At 74.3% G+C, this 20,717-nt stretch carries 17 protein-coding genes; 2 read left to right on the forward strand and 15 right to left on the reverse strand.

Translation table 11 applies throughout. The features are described from left to right. Positions 1–2 precede the first annotated feature (2 nt). The 6 genes from ACFYML_RS33415 to ald form a co-directional block, all read right to left on the reverse strand. Complete coding sequence (locus ACFYML_RS33415; protein WP_387424438.1) at positions 3–773, reverse strand: pseudouridine synthase; 771 nt, start codon at positions 771–773, stop codon at positions 3–5. Then, positions 760–1,884: an SMC-Scp complex subunit ScpB gene (scpB, locus tag ACFYML_RS33420; protein WP_387424439.1), complete on the reverse strand. Its 1,125-nt coding sequence runs from the start codon at positions 1,882–1,884 to the stop codon at positions 760–762. Before scpB ends, ACFYML_RS33415 begins: the two co-directional genes overlap by 14 nt. A gap of 31 nt (positions 1,885–1,915) precedes the next feature. Beyond that, entirely contained in the window at positions 1,916–2,893 is a 978-nt protein-coding gene (locus tag ACFYML_RS33425) for a segregation and condensation protein A (RefSeq protein WP_387424440.1), read from the reverse strand. A gap of 41 nt (positions 2,894–2,934) precedes the next feature. Next, complete coding sequence (locus ACFYML_RS33430) at positions 2,935–3,858, reverse strand: ParA family protein (RefSeq protein ID WP_073838671.1); 924 nt, start codon at positions 3,856–3,858, stop codon at positions 2,935–2,937. A 190-nt stretch (positions 3,859–4,048) separates the two neighbouring features. Beyond that, a complete protein-coding gene (locus tag ACFYML_RS33435) occupies positions 4,049–5,056 on the reverse strand; it encodes a site-specific tyrosine recombinase XerD (RefSeq protein ID WP_387424441.1) in 1,008 nt (335 codons plus the stop codon). Next, positions 5,053–6,168, reverse strand: a complete 1,116-nt coding sequence (gene ald / locus ACFYML_RS33440) for an alanine dehydrogenase (RefSeq protein WP_387424442.1) — start codon at positions 6,166–6,168, stop codon at positions 5,053–5,055. The genes ACFYML_RS33435 and ald overlap by 4 nt, the downstream gene beginning before the upstream one ends. A gap of 288 nt (positions 6,169–6,456) precedes the next feature. Here ald and ACFYML_RS33445 point away from each other — a divergent pair, with 288 nt between their 5' ends. Continuing rightward, complete coding sequence (locus tag ACFYML_RS33445) at positions 6,457–6,711, forward strand: TM2 domain-containing protein (protein WP_083673085.1); 255 nt, start codon at positions 6,457–6,459, stop codon at positions 6,709–6,711. A gap of 69 nt (positions 6,712–6,780) precedes the next feature. On the opposite strand, the gene ACFYML_RS33450 is transcribed toward ACFYML_RS33445, so the two are convergent. The 9 genes from ACFYML_RS33450 to recN all read right to left on the reverse strand — a co-directional run bounded on the left by ACFYML_RS33450 (position 6,781) and on the right by recN (position 19,640). Continuing rightward, the gene (locus ACFYML_RS33450; protein ID WP_387424443.1) at positions 6,781–7,386 is read right to left on the reverse strand and encodes an NUDIX domain-containing protein; all 606 of its coding nucleotides are present in this window, start codon (positions 7,384–7,386) and stop codon (positions 6,781–6,783) included. A 67-nt stretch (positions 7,387–7,453) separates the two neighbouring features. Continuing rightward, entirely contained in the window at positions 7,454–9,211 is a 1,758-nt protein-coding gene (locus ACFYML_RS33455; RefSeq protein ID WP_387424444.1) for a CTP synthase, read from the reverse strand. A 150-nt stretch (positions 9,212–9,361) separates the two neighbouring features. Beyond that, positions 9,362–11,689: a hypothetical protein gene (locus ACFYML_RS33460; protein WP_387424445.1), complete on the reverse strand. Its 2,328-nt coding sequence runs from the start codon at positions 11,687–11,689 to the stop codon at positions 9,362–9,364. Further along, on the reverse strand, positions 11,689–12,822 hold the full coding sequence (locus tag ACFYML_RS33465) for a glycosyltransferase family 4 protein (RefSeq protein WP_387424446.1): 1,134 nt from the start codon (positions 12,820–12,822) through the stop codon (positions 11,689–11,691). Before ACFYML_RS33465 ends, ACFYML_RS33460 begins: the two co-directional genes overlap by 1 nt. A 176-nt stretch (positions 12,823–12,998) precedes the next feature. Continuing rightward, complete coding sequence (gene murJ, locus ACFYML_RS33470; RefSeq protein ID WP_387424447.1) at positions 12,999–14,681, reverse strand: murein biosynthesis integral membrane protein MurJ; 1,683 nt, start codon at positions 14,679–14,681, stop codon at positions 12,999–13,001. A gap of 1 nt (position 14,682) precedes the next feature. Continuing rightward, positions 14,683–15,546 (reverse strand): hypothetical protein, encoded by an 864-nt coding sequence (locus ACFYML_RS33475; RefSeq protein WP_387424448.1) that lies wholly within the window; start codon positions 15,544–15,546, stop codon positions 14,683–14,685. A gap of 58 nt (positions 15,547–15,604) precedes the next feature. Then, the gene (locus ACFYML_RS33480) at positions 15,605–16,558 is read right to left on the reverse strand and encodes a copper transporter (RefSeq protein ID WP_387424449.1); all 954 of its coding nucleotides are present in this window, start codon (positions 16,556–16,558) and stop codon (positions 15,605–15,607) included. Positions 16,559–16,585: 27 nt separating this feature from the next. Next, positions 16,586–17,764 carry a putative cytokinetic ring protein SteA gene (steA, locus tag ACFYML_RS33485; protein ID WP_387424450.1) on the reverse strand — a complete coding sequence of 393 codons (1,179 nt, stop codon included), beginning with the start codon at positions 17,762–17,764 and terminating at the stop codon, positions 16,586–16,588. A gap of 118 nt (positions 17,765–17,882) precedes the next feature. Then, positions 17,883–19,640 (reverse strand): DNA repair protein RecN, encoded by a 1,758-nt coding sequence (gene recN / locus ACFYML_RS33490; protein WP_387424451.1) that lies wholly within the window; start codon positions 19,638–19,640, stop codon positions 17,883–17,885. Between the two features lie 90 nt (positions 19,641–19,730). On the opposite strand from recN, the gene ACFYML_RS33495 reads away from it, so the two are divergent. After that, a complete protein-coding gene (locus ACFYML_RS33495) occupies positions 19,731–20,717 on the forward strand; it encodes a helix-turn-helix domain-containing protein (protein ID WP_387424452.1) in 987 nt (328 codons plus the stop codon).

A 20,717-nucleotide genomic window follows, 5' to 3' on the forward strand; every position in this document is an offset into this window, starting at 1 on the left:
GGTCAGTCGCCCACCGCTTTGAACAGGGCGGCCACCTCGGCGTTGGTCAGCCGCCGGGTCCGCCCGGCGCGCAGGTCACCCAGCCGGATCGGCCCCATCGCGGTCCGCACCAGCCGGCTCACCGGGTGCCCCACCTCGGCCAGCAGCCGCCGGACGATGTGCTTGCGCCCTTCGTGCAGGCCCACCTCCACCTGAGCGGTCTTGCCCAGGGTGTCCACCACCTTGAACGAGTCGACCTTCACCGGCCCGTCCTCCAGCTCGACCCCGGCGGCCAGCCGCTTGCCCAGGTTGCGCGGGATCGGACCGGTGACCTCGCAGAGGTAGGTCTTCTGCACCCCGTACGACGGGTGCATGAGCCGGTGGGCGAGGGTGCCGTCGTTGGTGAGCAGCAGCAGCCCCTCGCTGTCCGCGTCGAGCCGCCCCACGTGGTAGACCCGCTGCTCCACCCGGTTGCCGAGGAAGTCCGACAGCGCCGCGCGTCCCTTTTCGTCCGCCATGGTGGAAACCACCCCGCGGGGCTTGTTCATGGCCAGGTAGACCAACCGGGTGTCGGCCTGGAGCCGCTCCCCGTCGACGTGGATGACGTCGTGCGCCGGGTCGGCCTTGTCGCCGAGCTGCGCGACCCGGCCGTTGACGGTGACCCGGCGCCGGAAGATCAGGTCCTCGCAGGCGCGCCGCGAACCCACCCCGGCGGCGGCGAGCACCTTTTGCAGGCGCTCGGCGCCCTCGTACACGGGGGCGTCGGGTTTGGGGGCACGGTCATCGCGTCGCATCGGCAAGCTCTTCTACGTCGTCGGGGAGGAAGGGGGCCAGGGGCGGCAGGTCGTCCACCGAGTTCAACCCCAGCTTCTCCAGGAACATGGTGGTGGTCCGGTAGAGGAAGGCCCCGCTGTCCGGTTCGGTGCCGCACTCCTCGACCAGGCCCCGGGAGACCAGGGTACGGATCACCCCGTCGCAGTTGACGCCCCGGATGGCGGAGATCCGCGACCGGGTCACCGGCTGCTTGTAGGCGACCACCGCCAGGGTTTCCAGCGCGGCCTGGGTGAGCCGCACGGACTGCCCGTCCAGAACGAACCGCTCCACGTAGGTGGCGTATTCCGGGCGGGTGTAGAGACGCCAGCCACCGGCGGCCCGGCGCAGCTCGAAGCCGTGCCCGGCGGCCGTGTAGCCGGCGGCGATGTCATCGAGCATCGGGCCGATCCGCTCCGGGGACTGTTCCAGCACCTGGGCCAGGGTCAGCTCGCTGACCGGCTGGTCCACCACCAGCAGGATCGCCTCCAGCGCGCCGCGCAGCTCGGCGTCGCTGAGCTCCGGCGCCGGCTCCGGCGCCACCGTCACCCGCCGCCGCCCCACCGCCTGCTTCAGCGGTTCGCCCGCGCTGCCGCTCTCCCCCGCCAACGCGCCCGCACCGGCCGCCTCTGTCGGCGCCTCGGAGATCTTGGTACCGCCCGGCCCCTCCAGGGGCACCTCCGCACCAAGATCGGCGGCTGGGTCGGGCGGCGTGGAGAAATTGGCAGGGGGCGGATACTCCGGGGACCCGTCCCCGCGGAGATCCGCGGCGGGCTCGGGCTCCGCGGTGGCGAGCGTGGGCTCTGCGGCGGGCTCGGGCTCCGCGGTGGCGAGCGTGGGCTCCGCAGCGGGCTCGGGCTCCGCGGTGGCGAGCGTGGGCTCTGCGGTGGCGGGCGTGGGCTCTGCGGCGGGCTCGGGCTCCGGGGTGGCGGGCTCGGCCACCGCCGGCGCTGCGGTCGCGGCAGGCTCGGCCGCCGCGGCGAACTCCGGATCCGCCTCGGCGGGGGCGGATCTCGCGGGTGCGGGGCGCTCCCAGGGCGGGACCCAGGCGGCGGCCTGGTCGGCCAGGGAGTCGCGGGACTCCTCGTCGCTCATGTCGGCACTCCGCTTCGCTCGCTCATCGGGGTCACTCCTGCGTCGTCGCCGGGTCGTCGCCGGCGGTCGCGGGCGCCGCCGGGGCGGCCGGCTCCGGGGAGCCGGCGTACTCGTCGATGGTCAGCTCGGTGTCGCCGTCGGCGGAGCCGGTCCAGCGGACGGTCAACTCCTCCAGGGCCTGCTCCTGGACGAAGGCGACCAGCCCCTGCCGGTAGAGCTCCAGCAGGGCGAGGAAGCGGGCCACCACCTCCAGGGTGATCTCGCAGTCGGCGCAGAGCAACGAGAAGGTGGCCGTGCCGGCCCGGCGCAGCCGCGCCGAAATGATCTCCGCATGCTCCCGGACGCTGACCCGGACCATGTGCACGTGCGCGATCGACACCTCGGGCACCGGCTTCGGGGTCATCGCCTTGAGCGCCAGCTTGAGCAGCCGCTCCGGGCCGATGCCGAGCACCAGGTCCGGCAGCGCGTCGGCGTACCGGGGTTCCAGGGTGACGGCCCGGGGGTAGCGGCGGCCGCCGACCGCCTCCAGTTCGGCGAGGTGCGCCGCCGCCTCCTTGTACGCCTTGTACTGAAGCAGCCGGGCGAAGAGCAGGTCCCGGGCCTCCAGCAGGGCCAGGTCCTCCTCGTCCTCCACCTCGGCGGCGGGCAGCAGCCGGGCCGCCTTCAGGTCGAGCAGGGTGGCGGCGATCAGCAGGAACTCGCTGGTCTCGTCCAGGTCCCACTGGTCGCCCATGGCCCGGATGTACGCGATGAACTCGTCGGTGACCTTGTGCAGGGCCACCTCGGTGACGTCGAGCTTGTGCTTGCTGATCAGCTGGAGCAGCAGGTCGAACGGGCCGGTGAAGTTGGCCAGCCGGACGGTGAAGCCGCTGCCCTCCCCGGCGGCGGCCGCCTCGACGGTGGCCGGGGCGGCGGGCAGCACGCCGTCGACCTCGGCGGCCAGCTCGGCGGCGGCCACGGAATCGCCGGCGTCGGGTGGCGCCGGCGGGTCGAGGGGCGGTGCGGTCACCGGAAAACCGTAGTCCACGCTCCGGACACCCGCCGTTCGGCCTACCGCTCCGCCTGGGCGGCGATCACCTCACGGGCCAGTTGCCGGTAGTTACGGGCGCCGGAGGAGGCCGGGTCGAGGGTGGTGATCGGCGCGCCGGCCACGGTCGACTCGGGGAACTTCACGGTCTTGGTGATCACGGTCTGGTAGACCTTGTCGCCGAACGCCTCCACCACCCGCTGGAGCACCTGCCGGCAGTGGGTGGTGCGGCTGTCGTACATGGTGGCGAGGATGCCTTCGAGCTCCAGGTCGAAGTTGAGCCGCTCGCGCACCTTGTCGATGGTGTCCAGCAGCAGCGCGACGCCGCGCAGGCTGAAGAACTCGCACTCCAGCGGGATGAGCACGCCGTGCGCCACGGTCAGCGCGTTGATCGCCAGCAGGCCCAGCGAGGGCTGGCAGTCGATCAGGATGTAGTCGTACTCCTTGCGGATCGTCTTGAGCACCCGGGCCAGGGCCATCTCCCGGGCGACCTCGTTGACCAGCTGGATCTCGGCGGCGGAGAGGTCGATGTTGGCGGGAAGCAGGTGCAGCCCGGCCACGTCGGTCTTGATCAGCACGTCGTCGGCAGTGACGTCGTCCTGCATGAGCAGGTTGTAGACCGACAGGTCGAGGTTGTGCGGGTTGACGCCGAGGCCGACGGAGAGGGCGCCCTGCGGGTCGAAGTCCACCAGCAGCACCTTGCGGCCGTACTCGGCCAGCGCGGCACCCAGGTTGATGGTGGTGGTGGTCTTGCCGACGCCACCCTTCTGGTTGGCCATCGCGATGATCCGCGCGGGCCCGTGCCGGTCGGTCGGCATCGGCTCCGGGATCGGCTTGCGCATGGTGTACGCGGCCGGGTCGGCGGGGCCGAGGTCGGAGCCGAGCGTCGCCTGCTGCTCGCGGAGTTCCGACGTCCAGGTCTCGGCACGGTTCTCGTTGCCAGCCATGTCCTCGTTGCCCCCTCCCGACGACCACCCGGTGTCGGAGCCGTCCGACGTCCTTCGCGGCGCCGCTGCGCACCCCGGTGTCGCCCCATGAGGTCCGCGCCGATGCCGACTGTACGCCACCCGCCAGCAGCGCGTTCGGTACCGGGTCGGCGTGTCGGCCGGCCGGCGGCTCCGGGCCGCCCGCCACCGGTCAGCCGCGGGCCCGCGGGTGGGCGGTCGCGTACACCTCACGCAGCCGGTCCACAGTGACCAACGTGTAGACCTGGGTGGTGGTCACCGAGGCGTGACCGAGCAGTTCCTGCACCACCCGGACGTCGGCGCCGCCGTCGAGCAGGTGGGTGGCGTAGGAGTGGCGCAGGGTGTGCGGGGATACCGCGCCGGGGCCGTCCACCGGCAAGCCGGCCCGCTCGGCCGAGCGGCGCAGGACGGCCCAGGCGCCCTGCCGGGTCAGCGGTCCACCGCGGGCGTTGACGAAGACGGCTGGGGTGCCCCGCCCGGCGGCGAGCAGCGCCGGACGGCCCCGGACCAGCCAGGCGCGCAGCGCCTCGACGGCGTACCCGCCGATCGGGACCAGGCGGGTGCGCCCGCCCTTGCCGCGCAGCAGCACCGTGCCCTCGTCAAGGTCCAGGTCGTCCACCGCGGCGCCGACGGCCTCGGAGATGCGGGCCCCGGTGCCGTACAGGAACTCCAGCAGGGCCCGGTCGCGCAGCGCGCGGGGCGCCGCGTCGCCGGCGGCGGTGACCGGGCCGGCGGTCTCCAGCAGCCGGAGCACGTCCTCGACCGGCAGGGCGCGGGGCAGCCGGCGGGGCGGGGTGGGCGGGCGGACGTCGCGGCTGGGATCGGCGCCGGCCAGGCCCTCGCGCAGCGCGAAGCGGTGCAGGCCGCGGACGGCGCTGGCGGCGCGGGCGGCGGAGGACACGGCCAGCGGCGGGTGCTCGGCGTCACCGGCCCGCAGCCGGGCCAGATGGCTCTCCACCTCGGCGGCGCCGACGGCGGCCAGGTCGGTCACCCCGGCGGCGGCCAGGGTGGCCAGGTAGCGCTCCAGGTCGCGGCGGTAGGACGCGAGGGTGTTCGCGGAGAGCCCCCGCTCGACGGTGAGATGGTCCAGGTAGCCCCGGACGGCACGGCGCAGGGCCGGCGCGGGCTGTTCGCCCGGGCCGGCCCCGTCCACTGTGCTGGTCAGGCTGTCGCCTCTCAACCGATGACGTCGGCCAGCGGGAGGACGTCCATGCCGTGCGCCTCGGCGACCGGGCCGTAGACCACGTGACCGGCGTGGGTGTTCAGGCCCAGCGCGAGCGCCGGGTCGACCCGCAGCGCCTCCCGCCAGCCGCGGTTGGCCAACTCCAGGGCGTACGGCAGGGTGACGTTGGTCAGCGCGTGGGTGCTGGTGTTCGGCACCGCGCCGGGCATGTTCGCCACGCAGTAGAAGATCGACTCGTGGACCTTGTAGACCGGGTCGGCGTGCGTGGTGGGACGCGAGTCCTCGAAGCAGCCGCCCTGGTCGATGGCGATGTCGACGAGCACGCTGCCCGGCTTCATCCGGGAGACCAGTTCGTTGGAGATGAGCTTCGGCGCCTTCGCGCCGGGGACCAGCACCGCGCCGATGACCAGGTCCGCGTCGAGCACGGCCCGCTCGATCTCGTACGCGTTGGAGGCGACGGTCTGCAGGTGGCCGCGGTAGATGGCGTCGGCCTGGCGCAGCCGGGCCACGTTCTTGTCGAGCAGCAGCACCTCGGACTGCATGCCGAGCGCGATGGCGGCGGCGTTCATGCCGGAGACGCCGGCGCCGATGACCACGGTCTTGGCCGCGTACACGCCGGAGACGCCGCCGGGCAGCACGCCCCGGCCACCGCCGGTGCGCATCATGTAGAAGGCGCCGACCTGCGGGGCGAGCCGACCGGCCACCTCGGACATCGGGGCGAGCAGCGGCAGCGAGCGGTCGGGCAGCTCGACGGTCTCGTACGCGATGCCGGTGACCTTGCGGTCGAGCAGCGCGTCGGTGCAGTCCCGGGAGGCGGCCAGGTGCAGGTAGGTGAAGAGCACCTGCCCCTCGCGCATCCGGTGGTATTCCTCGGCGATCGGCTCCTTGACCTTGAGCACCAGCTCGGCGGCGTCCCAGACCTCGTCGGCGGTGGGCAGGATCTTCGCGCCGGCGGCGGTGAACTCGTCGTCGGTGATGCTGGAACCGACGCCCGCGCCGGACTCGACGAACACCTCGTGGCCGTGGCGGGTGAACTCGTTGACGCCCGCGGGCGTGATCGCCACCCGGTACTCGTGGTTCTTGACCTCGCGGGGGATTCCGACCTTCACGATGCAGACACCTTCCTTCGGGGCTGCTCACCCCGGCTGCGGCGCCGCGGCGGCCCCTTTGCCGACGCAGTCCACCGGTCCCGCCGGCGGCAGTCTAGGCCCGTGCGAACTCCACGGAGGGCAGCACAGTGATATCCGGTGCCCGGTGGTCCTGACGATGTGTCAGGCATGAACCGGGCCGGGCGGTGAAGACCGGCTCAGCCGTAAGGACACTATTGGATAAAAATCGTCCCACCGATGGAGTGCCAGTGCGGACAGGACGCCTGTGGATCACTAGGGTGTCCGCTCATGACCACTCCTTACCAGCAGTACCCCCCGCAGGGTGTCTCGGACAAGAGCAAGATCGTCGCCGGCATCCTGCAGATCCTCCTTGGCGGTTTCGGTATCGGCCGGTTCTACATGGGCGATGTCAAGATCGGCGTGATCCAGCTCGTGGTGACCCTGGTGACCTGCGGCTTCGGCGCGATCTGGGGCCTCGTCGACGGCATCCTGATCCTGGTCAACGGCGGTGTCGACGGCCAGGGACGCCCGCTGCGCGACTGAGCGCCGACATCGACGAGCGGGGCCGCGCGGTGTCACCACCGCGCGGCCCCGCTGTCTGTCCGATCCGGCTCAGCGGGGCAGCGGCGCCCCCGGCCGGCGCAGCTCGGTGAAGCCGGTCTCCCGGGCCCGGGCGGCGGCGAGCACCCCGGCCACGCAGGCCGCGTTGGTGATCTCGCCGGCCAGCACCATCCGCACCGCCTCGTCGAGCCCGACCCGGACCACCTGCAGGTCGGCCTCCTCGTCGCGCCGGTCGTGCCGCTGATCGGCGGGCACGTCGGCGAGATCGCGGGCGAGGAAGACCCGAACCACCTCGTTGGAGAAGCCGGGAGAGGAGTGCAGGTCGACCAGGACGTCGATGGTCCCGGCCGTCAGGTCGGCCTCCTCGGCCAGTTCCCTGGCCGCCGCGGCCGCCAGGTCCTCGCCGCTGACGTCCATCAGCCCGGCCGGCAGCTCCCACAGGTGCCGGCCGACCGGGTGCCGGTACTGCCGGATCAGCACCACCTGGCCGGCGTCGTCGAGCGCCACCACGGCCACCGCGCCGACGTGGGTGACGTAGTCGCGGGCCGCGGTGCCGCCGCCCGGCATGCTGACGTCGTCGCTGACCACCTGGAAGATCCGGCCGGACCAGATCTCCCGGTGCGCGGTCACCTCGTACCGGTGCTCGACCGCGCTCACGCCGCCCCCTCGCTCCGCCCCACGGCGGCGCGAGGCGCCGCGCTGCTGCACCTGATGGCTCGCTCGCTCACGACGCGGACGTCGCCTTCGCCGCGGCGGCGGCGCCGTTGCGGCTCGCCTTCGCGGCCGCGGCCTCCGGCGGGGCGGTCGCCAGGTCGACCGGAAGCTGGTCGGCCTGGGAGTACGCGACGGCGGCCTTGACGAACGCGGCGAACAGCGGGTGCGGCCGGGTCGGCCGGCTCTTCAGCTCCGGGTGCGCCTGGGTGGCCACGAAGAACGGATGCAGCTTCCGGTCCAGCTCGATGAACTCGACCAGCCGCCCGTCCGGCGAGGTGCCCGAGATCTGCAGGCCGGCCTTGGTGAGCTGGTCGCGGTAGGCGTTGTTCACCTCGTACCGGTGCCGGTGCCGCTCGCTGACCTCGCTGCTGCCGTACGCCTCGGCGACCAGCGAGCCCTCGGCCAGCTTCGCCGGGTACGCCCCGAGCCGCATGGTGCCGCCCAGGTCGCCCTTGCCGGCGACGATGTCCTCCTGGTCGGCCATGGTGGCGATGACCGGGTGCCGGGCCTCCTCGTCGAACTCCAGCGAGTTCGCCCCGTCCAGACCGGCCAGGTGGCGGGCCACCTCGATGGTCATGCACTGCAGGCCGAGGCAGAGGCCGAGCAGCGGGACGCCGTTCTCCCGGGCGTACCGGGCAGTGCCGATCTTGCCCTCGATGCCGCGGACACCGAACCCGCCCGGGATGACGATGCCGTCCACGCCGGCCAGCGCGGCGGCCGCCCCGGCCGGGGTGACACAGTCGTCGCTCGGCACCCAGCGCAGCTGCACCCGGGCCCGGTGGCCGAAACCGGCGGCCCTGATCGCCTCGCTCACCGACAGGTAGGCGTCGGGCAGGTCGACGTACTTGCCGACCAGCGCCACGGTCACCGTGTGCTGCGGCTGGTGCACCCGGTCCAGCAGGTCGTCCCAGCGGGACCAGTCGACGTCACGGAACGAGACGCCGAGCCGGCGCACCACGTACGCGTCGAGGCCCTCACGGTGCAGCACCTTGGGGATGTCGTAGATGCTCGGCGCGTCCGGGGCGGCGGTGACCGCTTCCCGGTCCACGTCGCAGTAGAGGGAGAGCTTCTCCTTGACCTTGTCCGGGATGTCCCGGTCGCAGCGCAGCACCAGGGCGTCCGGCTGGATACCGATGCTGCGCAGCTGCGCCACCGAGTGCTGGGTCGGCTTGGTCTTCAGCTCGCCGGACGGCGCCAGGTAGGGCACCAGCGAGACGTGCAGGTAGAAGCAGTTGTCCCGGCCCAGGTCGTGGCGGACCTGACGGATCGCCTCGAGGAACGGCAGCGACTCGATGTCGCCGACCGTGCCGCCGACCTCGGTGATCACGATGTCGGGCACCTGGCCGTCGGCGTCCGGCTCACCCATGCCGAGGATCCGCGACTTGATCTCGTTGGTGATGTGCGGGATGACCTGGACGGTGTCGCCGAGGTACTCGCCGCGTCGCTCCTTGGCGATCACGGCCGAGTAGATCTGCCCGGTGGTGACGTTCGCCTTGCCGGACAGGTCCCGGTCGAGGAACCGCTCGTAGTGGCCGACGTCGAGGTCGGTCTCGGCGCCGTCCTCGGTGACGAAGACCTCGCCGTGCTGGAACGGGTTCATCGTTCCCGGGTCGACGTTGAGGTACGGGTCGAGCTTCTGCATCACCACGCGCAGCCCGCGCGCGGTCAGCAGGTTGCCGAGGCTGGAGGCGGTGAGGCCCTTACCCAGCGAGGAGGCGACGCCCCCGGTGACGAAAATGTGCCTGGTCGTCCGTGCTGAAGGGGCCAAGGCCTGCTCCCGTGTCGTCCGTAGCGGTCGTGCGAACCGCCGTGCCGACCACCGAAGTGATCACGCGATCCACGGGATTCCACGGTAACACGTTTCCCGGCCCGGACCGGCGCGGCACCCGGCGTCGGCGCACGTGAAGCCGGGTCCGGCTCACGCCGTGGGGACCTCCGTCGATGCCGGACGGGCCGGGGCGGGCACCCGGGCCGGGCGCGCGTCGGCCCGGGCCCGCGTGCCGTCGTCGGTTTCCGAGGCGTCGGAACCGCCGGCGTCGTCGGCGCCCGGGGCGGCGGTTTGCGGCGGGTGCCCGCTCATGGCGTGGTCCCCGTCGTCACCGGGGCCGGCCGGCCGCAGCCCGCTCTCGTCGCCCGGCCGGCCGCTGCCCGGCTGGGTGCGGTCGGTGGAATGGTCGAGCACTCGCAGGGCCGCCAGGGCCGCCATCGGCACCACCAGGGCACCTGCCGCCCCGGCCACGTCCAGCGCCGAACCGCCCAGCACCCCGCCGATGCCGGCGGCCACGCCGGTGCCGGCCATCGCCGCCCGGATCGCCGGGTAGATGCCGAACAGCCGCATCAGCCCGCCCCAGGGCTGGAGCAGGGCCAGCCAGACCAGCGCGGCACCGGCCAGCGCCAGCAGGGTGAGCGGGCTGTCCACCAGGGTCTGCAGGTTGGCGGCGCTGGAGCGGTGCACGGTGAGCCCGCCGGTGCCGTCGCCGAGTGCCGCCAGGAAACGGCCGACGCTGCCCCGCTCGACCGCCGGGCGGCGTAGGTCGACGACCGCGTAGCCGATGGTCAGCGCCAGCGCGGCCATGGTGGCCCAGGCCAGCCGGCTCACGGTCAGCCAGCCACCGGTGCAGATCGCGGCGGCGACGCTCACCCCGGCGGTGAGTGCGATCGCGCCGGTCGAGTCCGCCCCCAGGTACGGGCTGCCCACGACGACCACGGCGGCGCCGCCGACCGCGACCATCACCATCAGGCGCCAGGCGCGGGGCACGCGCTGCGCCAGCCAGCCCCCGCAGAGCAGCGAGCCGGCGACGAACACGCCGAGCCCGACGGTGCCCAGCCCGGTGTACCGGCCGCCCTCCAGGGCGGAGTATCCGACCACGCCGTTGAGCTGCAACCGGGAGCCGGTGAGCACGTCCACTCCGACCACCAGCGCGGCCAGGCCGGCCACCGCGCCGAGCGGGCCGAGGGTGCGCTCATAGCCCGGACTGAACCGGACGGCGGCCGTGCCACCGACGATCAGCAGGACGGTCACCAGGCCGAACCACCAGCCGGCGTACTCCCCCCGCCACCACGGCGCCGCATCGGCGAGCAGGGCGGCCGGCACGGCGAGCGCGGCGGCGATCAGCAGCAGTTCCACGACCGCCACGACCCGCCGGGACACCGGTTCGGGTCCGTGCGGGCCGGCATGCCGGCGGGCCCGGCGCAGCAGGGGCAGCACCGCGACGGCAAGGGCCACCTGGGCGGCCGCGAGCAGGCCGAAGAACCAGCCGGCGACGCGGCGCTGGGCGCCCGCCTCGCGGTCCGCGTCGGCCGGCGCGTCGATCGCGGCACGCAGGTCGTCCGGCCGGCCGCCGACCGAGACGGCGGGCCGGCCGAGGAAGAGCCGCTCGGGCATCGGCCGGCCCAGCGCGGCCAGGGCGGTCGGGGCCAGGTCGACCAGTTGCAGGTAGCCCTCCCGGCCGGTGCTCGGCGAGGTCAGCCAGCCCCGCTCCCAGCCCGGACCGTGGGCGATGGCCACCTGCAGCCGGGACGGCGCCTCGGTGTCGCCGACACCGGCGACCAGCACCGCCGAGCGAGGCGGCCGGGCGGCGAGCACCCGGGCGAGCTGGGCGTCCACCTGCCGCGCCTGGGCGACCCGGGTCGCCGGATTCTCACCGTCGACGCTGCCCAGGTCGACGATGCTCAGCACGCACGAGCCGAGTAGCCGGGCCGGAGCGGCGGGCAGGACCGGCTCGTACCGGTCGACCCGGCCGAACGGGCGGGCGGCGGCCACCGCGGCACCCGGCCCGACCGCCACCGAGCAGCGCACGGACTCGGGCAGCGCGCCCGGGGTGGCCCCCCAGGCGAGCTTGTCCTGGTTGTACGCGACGACGCTCTCCTGGTCGGGCAGGTTGGCGCCGATGCTGTCGGGCCGCTCGACGGTCACTCCGGCGGCCGGGCAGCCACCTGCCGGGCGGCTGCCGTTCCAGGCGGCGAAGTTGCCCGCGCCGAGGGTGAGCCACCCGTCGACCGGGCAGGTGGGCCGGTGCGCGGAGCGCACCGAGAGGGAGCCGATGGAGCCCTCCTCCGCCATCCGCCACAGGGTGGGGGTGGTCTCCGGGTCCACGTCGTCCCAGCGCAGCCCGGCCACCCCGGCCAGCACCACGAAGTCGGCGCTGCGGCCGGGGCTGCCGTGCTGCGGCCGGGCGGTCAGCGCGGTGACGCCGAGCACCACCACCAGCAGGGTCAGCAGGACCGGGGTCAGTCGACGCAGCATCACCGGGTCCCCGTCGGCAGCTCGGGCGCCAGTTCGGCGTAGAGGGCGGCCAGGGTGGCCACCGTGTCCGCCTCGGTCGGCCAGGTCGCCGCCCGGGCGGCGCCGCGGCGGGCCAGGTCGGCCCGCCCGGCCTCGTCGTCCAGCAGGGCGCGGACCGCCGTGTCCACCGCGTCGACGTCGCCCGCCGGGATCAGCACCGCGCCGTCGCCGACCAGTTCCGGCAGGCCACCGACGGCGGTCGCCACCAGCGGTACGCCGGCGCGCAACGCCTCCTGGGCGAACAGCTGCCGGGCCTCCCAGTCGCTGGTCACCACGGCGAGGTCGGCGCCGGCGAGCAGGTCGGCCACGTCGGTGCGGTGCCCGAGCAGGGTCACCGGGGCCCGGGCGGCCGAGATCCGCGCGGCGAGCTGGAGGTACGCGGGCCCGCTGCCGGCGATCACCACCACCGGCGCCGGGTTCCGGGTACGCCACCGGGCGGCGGCGTCGACCAGGATGTCGTACCGCTTCTGCGGGTGCAGCCGGCCCACGGAGAGGATGAGCGGGCGGTCGGCGGCGACCCCGAACTCGGCGCGGACGGCGGCCCGGCGGCGGCGCGGCGGGGGCAGCGTCGGCGCGGCGACCGGGGCGAGGCGGGCGTCGGCGGCGCCCAGGGCGGCGGCCCGCGCCACCAGGTCGTCGGAGGCGCCCAGGGCGACCCGCACGGAGCGGGCCACGATCCGCTCGGCGAGCCGGGACAGCCGGCCGCGCAGCCCGCCGGCGAGGACGGCGTTGTGCCAGGTGACCACCAGCGGGGCGGCCGGCCGGGCGAGGACGGCGACCAGGCCGGCCCGCAGCCCGTGGGCGTGCACGACGTCGACCTCGGCGCCGGACAGCGCCCGGCGCAGCGCGGCGACCGCCCGCGCGTCGGCCGGCGTGGGGCTGGCCGGGATCTCCACCGGCGCGAACCGGGCACCCACCCCGGTGAAGTCGAACTGGTCCTGCGTGGCGGCCGGGCCGCAGACCAGCACGGACGCACCGGCGGCGGTCAGGCCGCGGGCCACCGAGCGGATGTGCTGCCCCACCCCGCCGGTGCTGGAGGCGAGCACCAGGGCGACCGAGCCGGGCCACCGCGGCGCCGACGAGGCGTCCGTCATTGCGCCCCCTCCGTTCGCGACTGCGGGGCTCGCAAACCCGGCTCACTCCTCGCGCTCACCGTGCGCCCCCTCCGTTCGCGACTGCGGAGCTCGCAAACCCGGCTCACTCCTCGCGCTCACCGTGCGCCCCCTCCGTTCGCGACTACGGGGCTCGCAAACCCGGCCACTCCTCGCGCTCACCGGGTAAGAGTCTCCTTCCCGTCGCCCCGCTCCGGGGGGCGTTGCTCCTCCGGCGTGTCGGCGGCCGGCCGTCGTCGCCGCCCGAGCCGACGGGTCACGGCCGCGAGCAGCGGCCGCACGTCCCGCGCGTCGGTCAGCCAGGCTACGGCGAGGAACAGGGCGCCGACCACGGCCCCGGACAGCATGCCCTGCACGAGCGCCCCGGCTGCCGTCGGGGTCCCGAGGCCGGCGAGCCAGCGGGCGGTGGCGGCCCCGCCGAGCCCCGCGACCGCAGCGGCGAGCAGGCCAGCGGCCCCGGCCCGACCGACGCCGGCCAGGGCGGCCCGGCCGGCGGAGCGGACCACGGCGGCGATCAGCAGGCCGCCGAGCAGCAGCATGCCCGCGGAGGTGGCTAGGGCCACCGCCAGCACCCGGTCGGCCAGCGGCATCAGGTGCCCGAGCAGGACCGCCAGGACCGGCACGGTCAGCCAGCCGACCGCGGTGGCGGCGGTCGCCGAGCGGGTCTCCCCCCGGGCGTAGAGGGCCCGGGTGAGGACGGCGAACAGGCCGTAGCCGAGCAGACCGGGGGCGAAACCGGCGATCCCGGCCGCGGCCGTACCGGCGGCCTCGGGCGCGAAGAAGAAGTGCCCGACGGGGATCGCCGTGCCGACCAGCGCGGCGGCGCCGAGCAGGCTGAACAGCACCACCCCCCGCACCGCCGGGGCCAGGGTGGCTCGGTAGGTCCGCTCGTCGCCGGCTGCCCGGGCCGCCGCCAGGGTCGGGTACGCGGCAACGGCGAGCGGCACGGCCAGCACCGACCAGGGCAGGAAGTAGATGGTCTGCGCGATGTTGTAGATGCCCGGGTTGGCCTTCGACCCGTAGGAGACCTGGTTGAGCACCACGATCAGGGCGACCTGCTGCGCGGCGACGGTCACCAGCCCGGCGACGGCCAACGCACCGACCCGGGCCCGGGCCTCGGCGGGGAACCGGAAGCCGGGCCGCAGCGGCAGCCGCAGCCGGCGCAGCGGGACGAGCAGGGACAGCGAGAGCACCACCACGCCGAGCGTCGTGCCTCCGGCGAGCAGCAGCTCACCACCCCCGCCCACCGTTGCCACGGTGGCCAGTCGCCCCTCCACGGCGGTGAAGCCGAGGTAGACCGCGATGACGGTGACGCTGGACAGCAGCGGGGCGATCACCGGCCAGGCGAACCGCCGGTGCGCCTGGAGCACCCCGGTCAGCACGATGCCGACGCCGTACAGCGGCAGCTGGGGCGCGAACAGCCGCAGCATCCGCGCCCCGGCCTGCTGCTGCACCTCGCTGAGGCCGGAGCCCTGCAGCGCGACCAGCGGGTCGGCGAGCAGCGCGACCAGCACGGCCAGCGGCACCAGCAGGGCGAGCACCCAGGTGAGCAGGGCTCCGGTGGTGGCGGCCACGGCCCGCCGGTCGCCCCGGTCGGCCGCCGCCGCCAGCAGCGGCACGACGAGGCTGGCCAGCGCCCCGCCCGCCACGATCTCGAAGATGAAGTTCGGCAGGTTGTTCGCCACCACGTACGCGCCGCCGAGGTCGGTGGGGGCGAGCGTCCAGGTGAAGACGGCGGTCCGGCCGAAGCCGGCGAGCCGGCTGACCACGGTGAGGACGGCGATGAGTGCGGCCGCTCCGGCCACCCGGCCGGTGCCGGCGAGGGGGGCCGGTTTCGTCACGTCAGTCGTCGAGCCGGCCCAGCGCGTCGAGTTCCCGCAGCCCCGGGGTCTGCTGGATCACCTGGGTGAAGCTGACCTTCTCGCTGGCGGCGGTGAGGGCGGCGAGCACGGCGAGGACGCCGGCCCGGCCCAGCGGCCCGGTACGCGCGGCCAGGCTCACCCCGAGCAGCGCGCCGAGCGCGTTCGCGCCGCTGTCGCCCAGCATCACCCGCTCGTCGAGGTCGTCCCGGATCAGCCCGGCGGCGGCCCCGACCGCGCCCGCGGCGATGCCGCCGTACGGGCCGGTGGACAGCGGCGCGCCGAGCAGCATCCCCGACTTGAGCGCCCGGCCGGGGCGCAGGTCGAGCAGGTTGACCAGGTTGGCGGTGCCGGCCACCACGCCGGCGCCGAGCAGCACGTCCAGCCCGCGGCCGAAGGCGCCGGCGCGCTGCCGGCGGGGATGGGCGGCGACCCGGCGGTCGGCGGCGAGCAGCGCGGCCGCGCCGAGGCCGGCCGCCCCCACCCCGACGATCTTCACGAGTCCGGCGGTGACCCGGCCCTCGCGCAGCGCGGCCAGGTGCCCGGCGAAGCCCTTCGCCGCCTTCTGCTCGGGCCGCGCGCCGACGACGTCGTCGTACAGCCCGACCGTGCCGGCGCCCATGCCGGCGACCAGGGCGGCGGCGCCGGCAGGGGCGCTGCCCGCGCCGAGTGCGCCCGCGGTGGCGGCCCCGACGGCCAGGGCCGGACCGGCGGCCAGGGTGACTGTGCGACCGCGGAAGTTGGTGCGTTCGAGCGCCGGCGCGCCCGGCGACGTACCCACCGCCCGCAGCACGTAGCGGGCGGCTACCGCCCCCGCGCCGACGGCCAGCAGCCGACCCAGTCTCACGCGACTCCTCCGATCCGGATACCCAGCGCGACGCGGTGCAGAGCGGACGTCCGCTCGGTCACTGCGGCAGTTTAGGCAGCAGCCCGCCCGCGGCGTTGTCCCCGACACCGTACTGGCCGGCCTTCTTCTCGGTCAGCTGCTGCACCAGGGCGAGCGCGGTCACGACCTGACCCTGCACGGTGTTGGCGTTGTCGACGGTCGAGATGGTCTGCGAGAGCACCGGGTCACCCCGGACCACGGCGACCACGTTGCCGCCGGCCGAGCCCATGCCGCCGACCACGAGCGCCCCGTTGTGGTCGAACTGCTCGGCGATCTTCACCACCGACTCGTCCTTCTTCGCCGAGTCCTTGTCGACGTACGGCTGCCCGGTGACCAGCACGACCGCCTCGGCCGGCCCCGCGACCTTGTTGTTCTCCGAGGTGAGGTACCCGGCGGTCGCGTAGGTCTGCAGAACCACCTTCCGATCCGCGTCGGTGACCGGCGGGCTGCCCGCCGGCCGGTCCAGCAGGACGCTGGCCAGCAGGGCGCTGGAGGTCTCCACGCCGTGCCCGTTGCCCGGCAGGTTGCCGGTGGGCACGCTGTTGGGGCGGGCGGCGGTGACGGCCAACTCCAGCAGGTTGTTGTTGGTCGCGCTGTCCGGGCTGATGAACTTGTCCTGGATGTCGATCCGGCCGGTGACATTGGCCCCGGCGAGCTGGAGCATCTTCACCACGCCCTCGGTGTGCTCCCGGCCGGTGGACAGGCTGACCACCAGCACCCGGCGGCCGGCCAGCTTGCCGGGGAGGATGAGCGGCGCCGTCTCGGCGGCGAAGTCCTCCTCCATGTCCAGTTCCTTCTGGAGGCTGTTGACCGTCTGGCGCATCTGCTGGTTGTCCTTGCGCAGCGCGTTGACGTTCTCCTTGAGCGAGTCGGCGACCGGCCCGTTCAGGGCGGCCGTGCCGACCACCAGGCCGATCGCCAACGCCAGGAAGACCGCGGTCAGGGACACCACGTGGTAGCGGAAATTGATCACGCTTGCAGCCTCTTGATCGGTCGGGGGCTAGAAGAGCTGGCCGAGTTGGAACACGAAATTGTCCCACCATTCGGAGACCACGCCCAAATACGCCTTCCCGACCGTGGAGACCGCCACCGCGGAGGCCATCGCGGCCACCGCCGACAGGACCAGCAGCAGCAGCGAGGAACCGGAGATGCCCTGGCGGTAGAGCCGGCTCACCCCCTTGGCGTCGACCAGCTTGCCGCCCACCTTCAACCGGGTCAGGAAGGTCGAGGCCATGCCGCCCCGGCCCTTGTCGAGGAACTCCACCAGGGTGGCGTGGGTGCCGACGGCCACCAGCAGCGAGGCGCCCTTCTCGTCGGCCAGCAGCATGGCCAGGTCCTCGCTGGTGGCCGCGGCCGGGAAGGTGATCGCCGGCACACCGAGGGCGGTCACCCGGGCGAGGCCGGGCGCCCGGCCGTCCGGGTAGGCGTGCACGACCACCTCGGCACCACAGCGCAGCACGTCGTCGGTGACCGAGTCCATGTCACCGATGATCATGTCGGGGGTGTAGCCCGCCTCGACCAGCGCGTCGGCGCCGCCGTCCACGCCGATCAGCACCGGCTTGAACTCCCGGATGTACGGGCGCAGCACGTCCAGGTCGGCCTTGTAGTCGTACCCCCGGACCACGATCAGGCAGTGCCGGCCCTGGACGTGGGTCTCGATGTCCGGTACGCCGACGCCGTCGAGCAGCAGGTCGCGTTCCTGCTTGAGGTAGTCCATCGTGTTGGCGGCGAACGCCTCCAACTGCACCGACAGCCCCTCCCGGGCGTCGGCCATCGACTTGGCCACCGTCTCGGCGTCCTGGAGCGCGCCGTGCGCCACCGGCTCCTCGCCGACATAGACCGTGTTCCCCTCGATCCGGACCTGGTCGCCCTCGCGGATCTGCTCGAAGACGCTCTCGCCGAGGTCGTCCAGGAGCGGGATACCGGCGGAGATCAGCACCTCGGGGCCCAGGTTCGGATACCGCCCGGAGACCGAGGGCTTGGCGTTGAGCACGGCGGCGACCCCGACGGCGACCAGCGAGTCGGCCGCCACCCGGTCCAGGTCGACGTGGTCGATGACCGCGATGTCCCCGGGACGGAGCCGGCCGACCAGGCGCTTCGTCCGGCGGTCGAGGCGCGCGGTGCCGAGGACTGAGCCCGGTTCCGCGTTCCGGGTCCGGCGCAACGTGGGTAGACGCATCGTGACCATCCTGGCATGTGAGGCAGGTATTGCTGTCGCGACATGCCTGAGCAGGGCCGCCTACCCAGGGAAGCACACCACGGCGCACGCTGGTGTGCTTGCGCTCACAATCCGGGGATCACGGGCGCCTTTCCTTGGCCGCCACGGCCAGGAGTTCCTCGGCATGGGCGATACCCAGATCGGAATCGGGCAAACCCGCGAGCATCCGGGCCAACTCCCGGGCCCGCTCGGTGTCCTCCACCACACGTACCCCACTGGTGGTCACCGCTCCCCCGGTGTCCTTGGCCACCACGAGGTGCCGGTCGGCGAACGCGGCGACCTGCGGCAGGTGGGTGACCACGAGGACCTGGTGACTGCGGGCCAGCCGGGCGAGCCGCCGGCCGATCTCCACCGCGGCCTGGCCGCCGACGCCCGCGTCGACCTCGTCGAAGACCAGGGTGGGCGGGCCACCGGAACCGGCGAAGACCACCTCGATGGCGAGCATCACCCGGGACAGCTCACCGCCGGAGGCGCCCCGCTGCAACGGCAGCGCGGGCGCGCCCGGGTGGGCCAGCAGGCGCAACTCCACCTCGTCGGCGCCGTCCGGGCCGACGCCGGCCTCCACCCCGTTGATCGACAGGCTCGGCTCGGCCCGCCCCACCGGGCGCGGCAGCACCGCCACCTCGATCCGGGCGTGCGGCATGGCCAGCCCGGCCAGCTCGACGGTGACCTGCCCGGCGAAGCGGACCGCCGCCTCCTGACGCGAGCTGGCGACCCGCCCGGCCAGCTCGGCCACCTCCCCGGCCAGCCGGGACGACTCCTTCTCCAGCTCGTCGAGCAGCTCGTCGGAGGTGTCCAGGTCGGACAGTCGGGTGCGGGCCCGCTCGGCCCAGGCGATCACCCCGTCGACGTCGTCGGCGTACTTGCGGGTCAGCCCGCGCAGCGCGGCCCGCCGCTCGTAGACGGCCTGCAGGCGGGCCGGGTCGGCGTCCAGCGCGGCCAGGTACGCGGAGAGCTCCGCGGCGACGTCGGCGACCAGGGTGGCCGCCTCCTCCAGCCGGACGGCCAGCTCGCCGAGCGCCGGGTCGGTGCCGGCCTGCGCCTCCAGGGTGCGCCGGGCGGTGCCGAGCAGCGCGGTGGCATCGGGAGTGTCGTCGGCCGCCTCGACCCCGCCGGCCACGCACTGCTGGGCGAGCTGGGCCGCGGTGCGCAGCCCCTCGGCGTGCTCCAGGCGCTGCGCCTCCGCCTTCAGCTCGTCGTCCTCGCCGGGCTGCGGGTCCACCCGGGTGATCTCGTCGAGGCCGAGGCGGAGCAGGTCGGCCTCCTGGTTGCGCTCGCGGGCGTTGCGCCGCCGGTCGGCCAGGTCGTCGACCACCGCCCGCCAGCGGGTGTACGCCTCGCGCAGCGCGTCGAGCAGCTTCTCGTGCTCCGGGCCGGCGAACCGGTCCAGCGCGGCCCGCTGCTCGGCCGGGCGCAGCAGCCGGAGCTGGTCGGACTGGCCGTGCACCGCCACCACCTGCTCGCCCACCTCGCCGAGCATCGACACCGGCATGCTCCGGCCGCCCAGATGCGCCCGCGAACGGCCCTCCACGGTGACCGTACGGCTCAGCAGCAGCGAGCCGTCCTCGTCGGGCTCGCCGCCGGCGTCGGTGACCCGGGCGTGCACCGTCCCGGCCACCCGGCCGAGCAGGCGCAGCCGCCCCTCCACCACCGCGCGGCCCGGTTCGGCGCGCACCCGACCGGCGTCGGCCCGACCGCCGAAGAGCAGGCCGAGGCCGGTCACCACCATGGTCTTGCCCGCACCGGTCTCCCCGGTGATGACGTTCATCCCGCCGGTCAACGGCAGCGTGGTGTCCTCGATGACGCCCAGTCCGGTGATGCGCAGCTCTTCCAGCACAGCACCTGACAGTAGACGCGGCCCCCGACAGTTGACCAGCCGGCGACGCCGCATCGGGGCATGGCGGTTGACGTCGTACAGTTCTGCCCCGTGTTGGACGTGATCGGCCTGACCCCCGGCGAGGAGCAGCTGTACCGCTCCCTCGTCCAGCTCACCACGGCCCGGGTCGAGGAGCTCGTCGAGCGGCTCCGCCGGCCGCGTGCGGAGGTCGTCGCGCAGCTCGAGGCCCTGCGTGGCAAGGGGCTGGTGCTGCCGATCGGGCCGGAGCCGGACGCGCCGCTGCGGCCGCTGGCCCCCGACGTCCCGCTCGGTGAGGCGCTGCTGCGCCGGCAGGAGGCGCTGGAGGCGGCCCGGTCGGCGGTCACCCAGCTGACCGAGGAGTACCGCGCCGGGATGCGGCGGCACGACGCCGACCACCTGGTGGAGGTGATCACCGGGGCGCGGGTGCTCCGCGAGCGCCTGCGGGACGCGCAGAACGGCGCCCGGGTCGAGGTGCTCTGGTTCTGCCGGGCCAACCCGCTGGCCATGCCCGGCCAGGACAACGTCGAAGAGTTCGACGCGCTGGCCCGCGGGGTGCGCTACCGGGCCATCTACGAGCGCGAGATGCTCCTCGAACCGGGCGGGCTCGAGGACATCGAGCGGGGCGTACGCGCCGGAGAGCAGGCCCGGGTGCTGGACCGGCTGCCGGTGCGGCTGGCCATCGTGGACGGCCGGACGGCGATCTGCCCGCTGGTGCCGGACCGGGAGAGCGGCGAACCGAGCGCCGCGGTGATCGGCCGCAGCCAACTGCTCGACGCGCTGATCGCCCTCTTCGAGAGTTACTGGCGGATATCCACGCCGCTGCGCTCGTCCGCCCCGCCGGTCGACGGGCCGGCCGTCGACGGCTACCGGCCGGACCCCGACGAGGTTCGGCTGCTCGCCCTTTTCGTGGCCGGCGTCCCGGACAAGTCCATCGCCTCCCAGCTGGGGGTGAGCCGCCGTACCGTGCAGCGGCGGCTGGCCGACCTGATGACCGTCGCCGGCGTGGACACCCGGCCGGGGCTTGCCTTCCAGGCCGCCCGCCGGGGCTGGATCTGA

Origin of the sequence: Micromonospora sp. NPDC007230 (genome assembly GCF_042869115.1) — a bacterium.
Lineage (GTDB): Bacteria > Actinomycetota > Actinomycetes > Mycobacteriales > Micromonosporaceae > Micromonospora.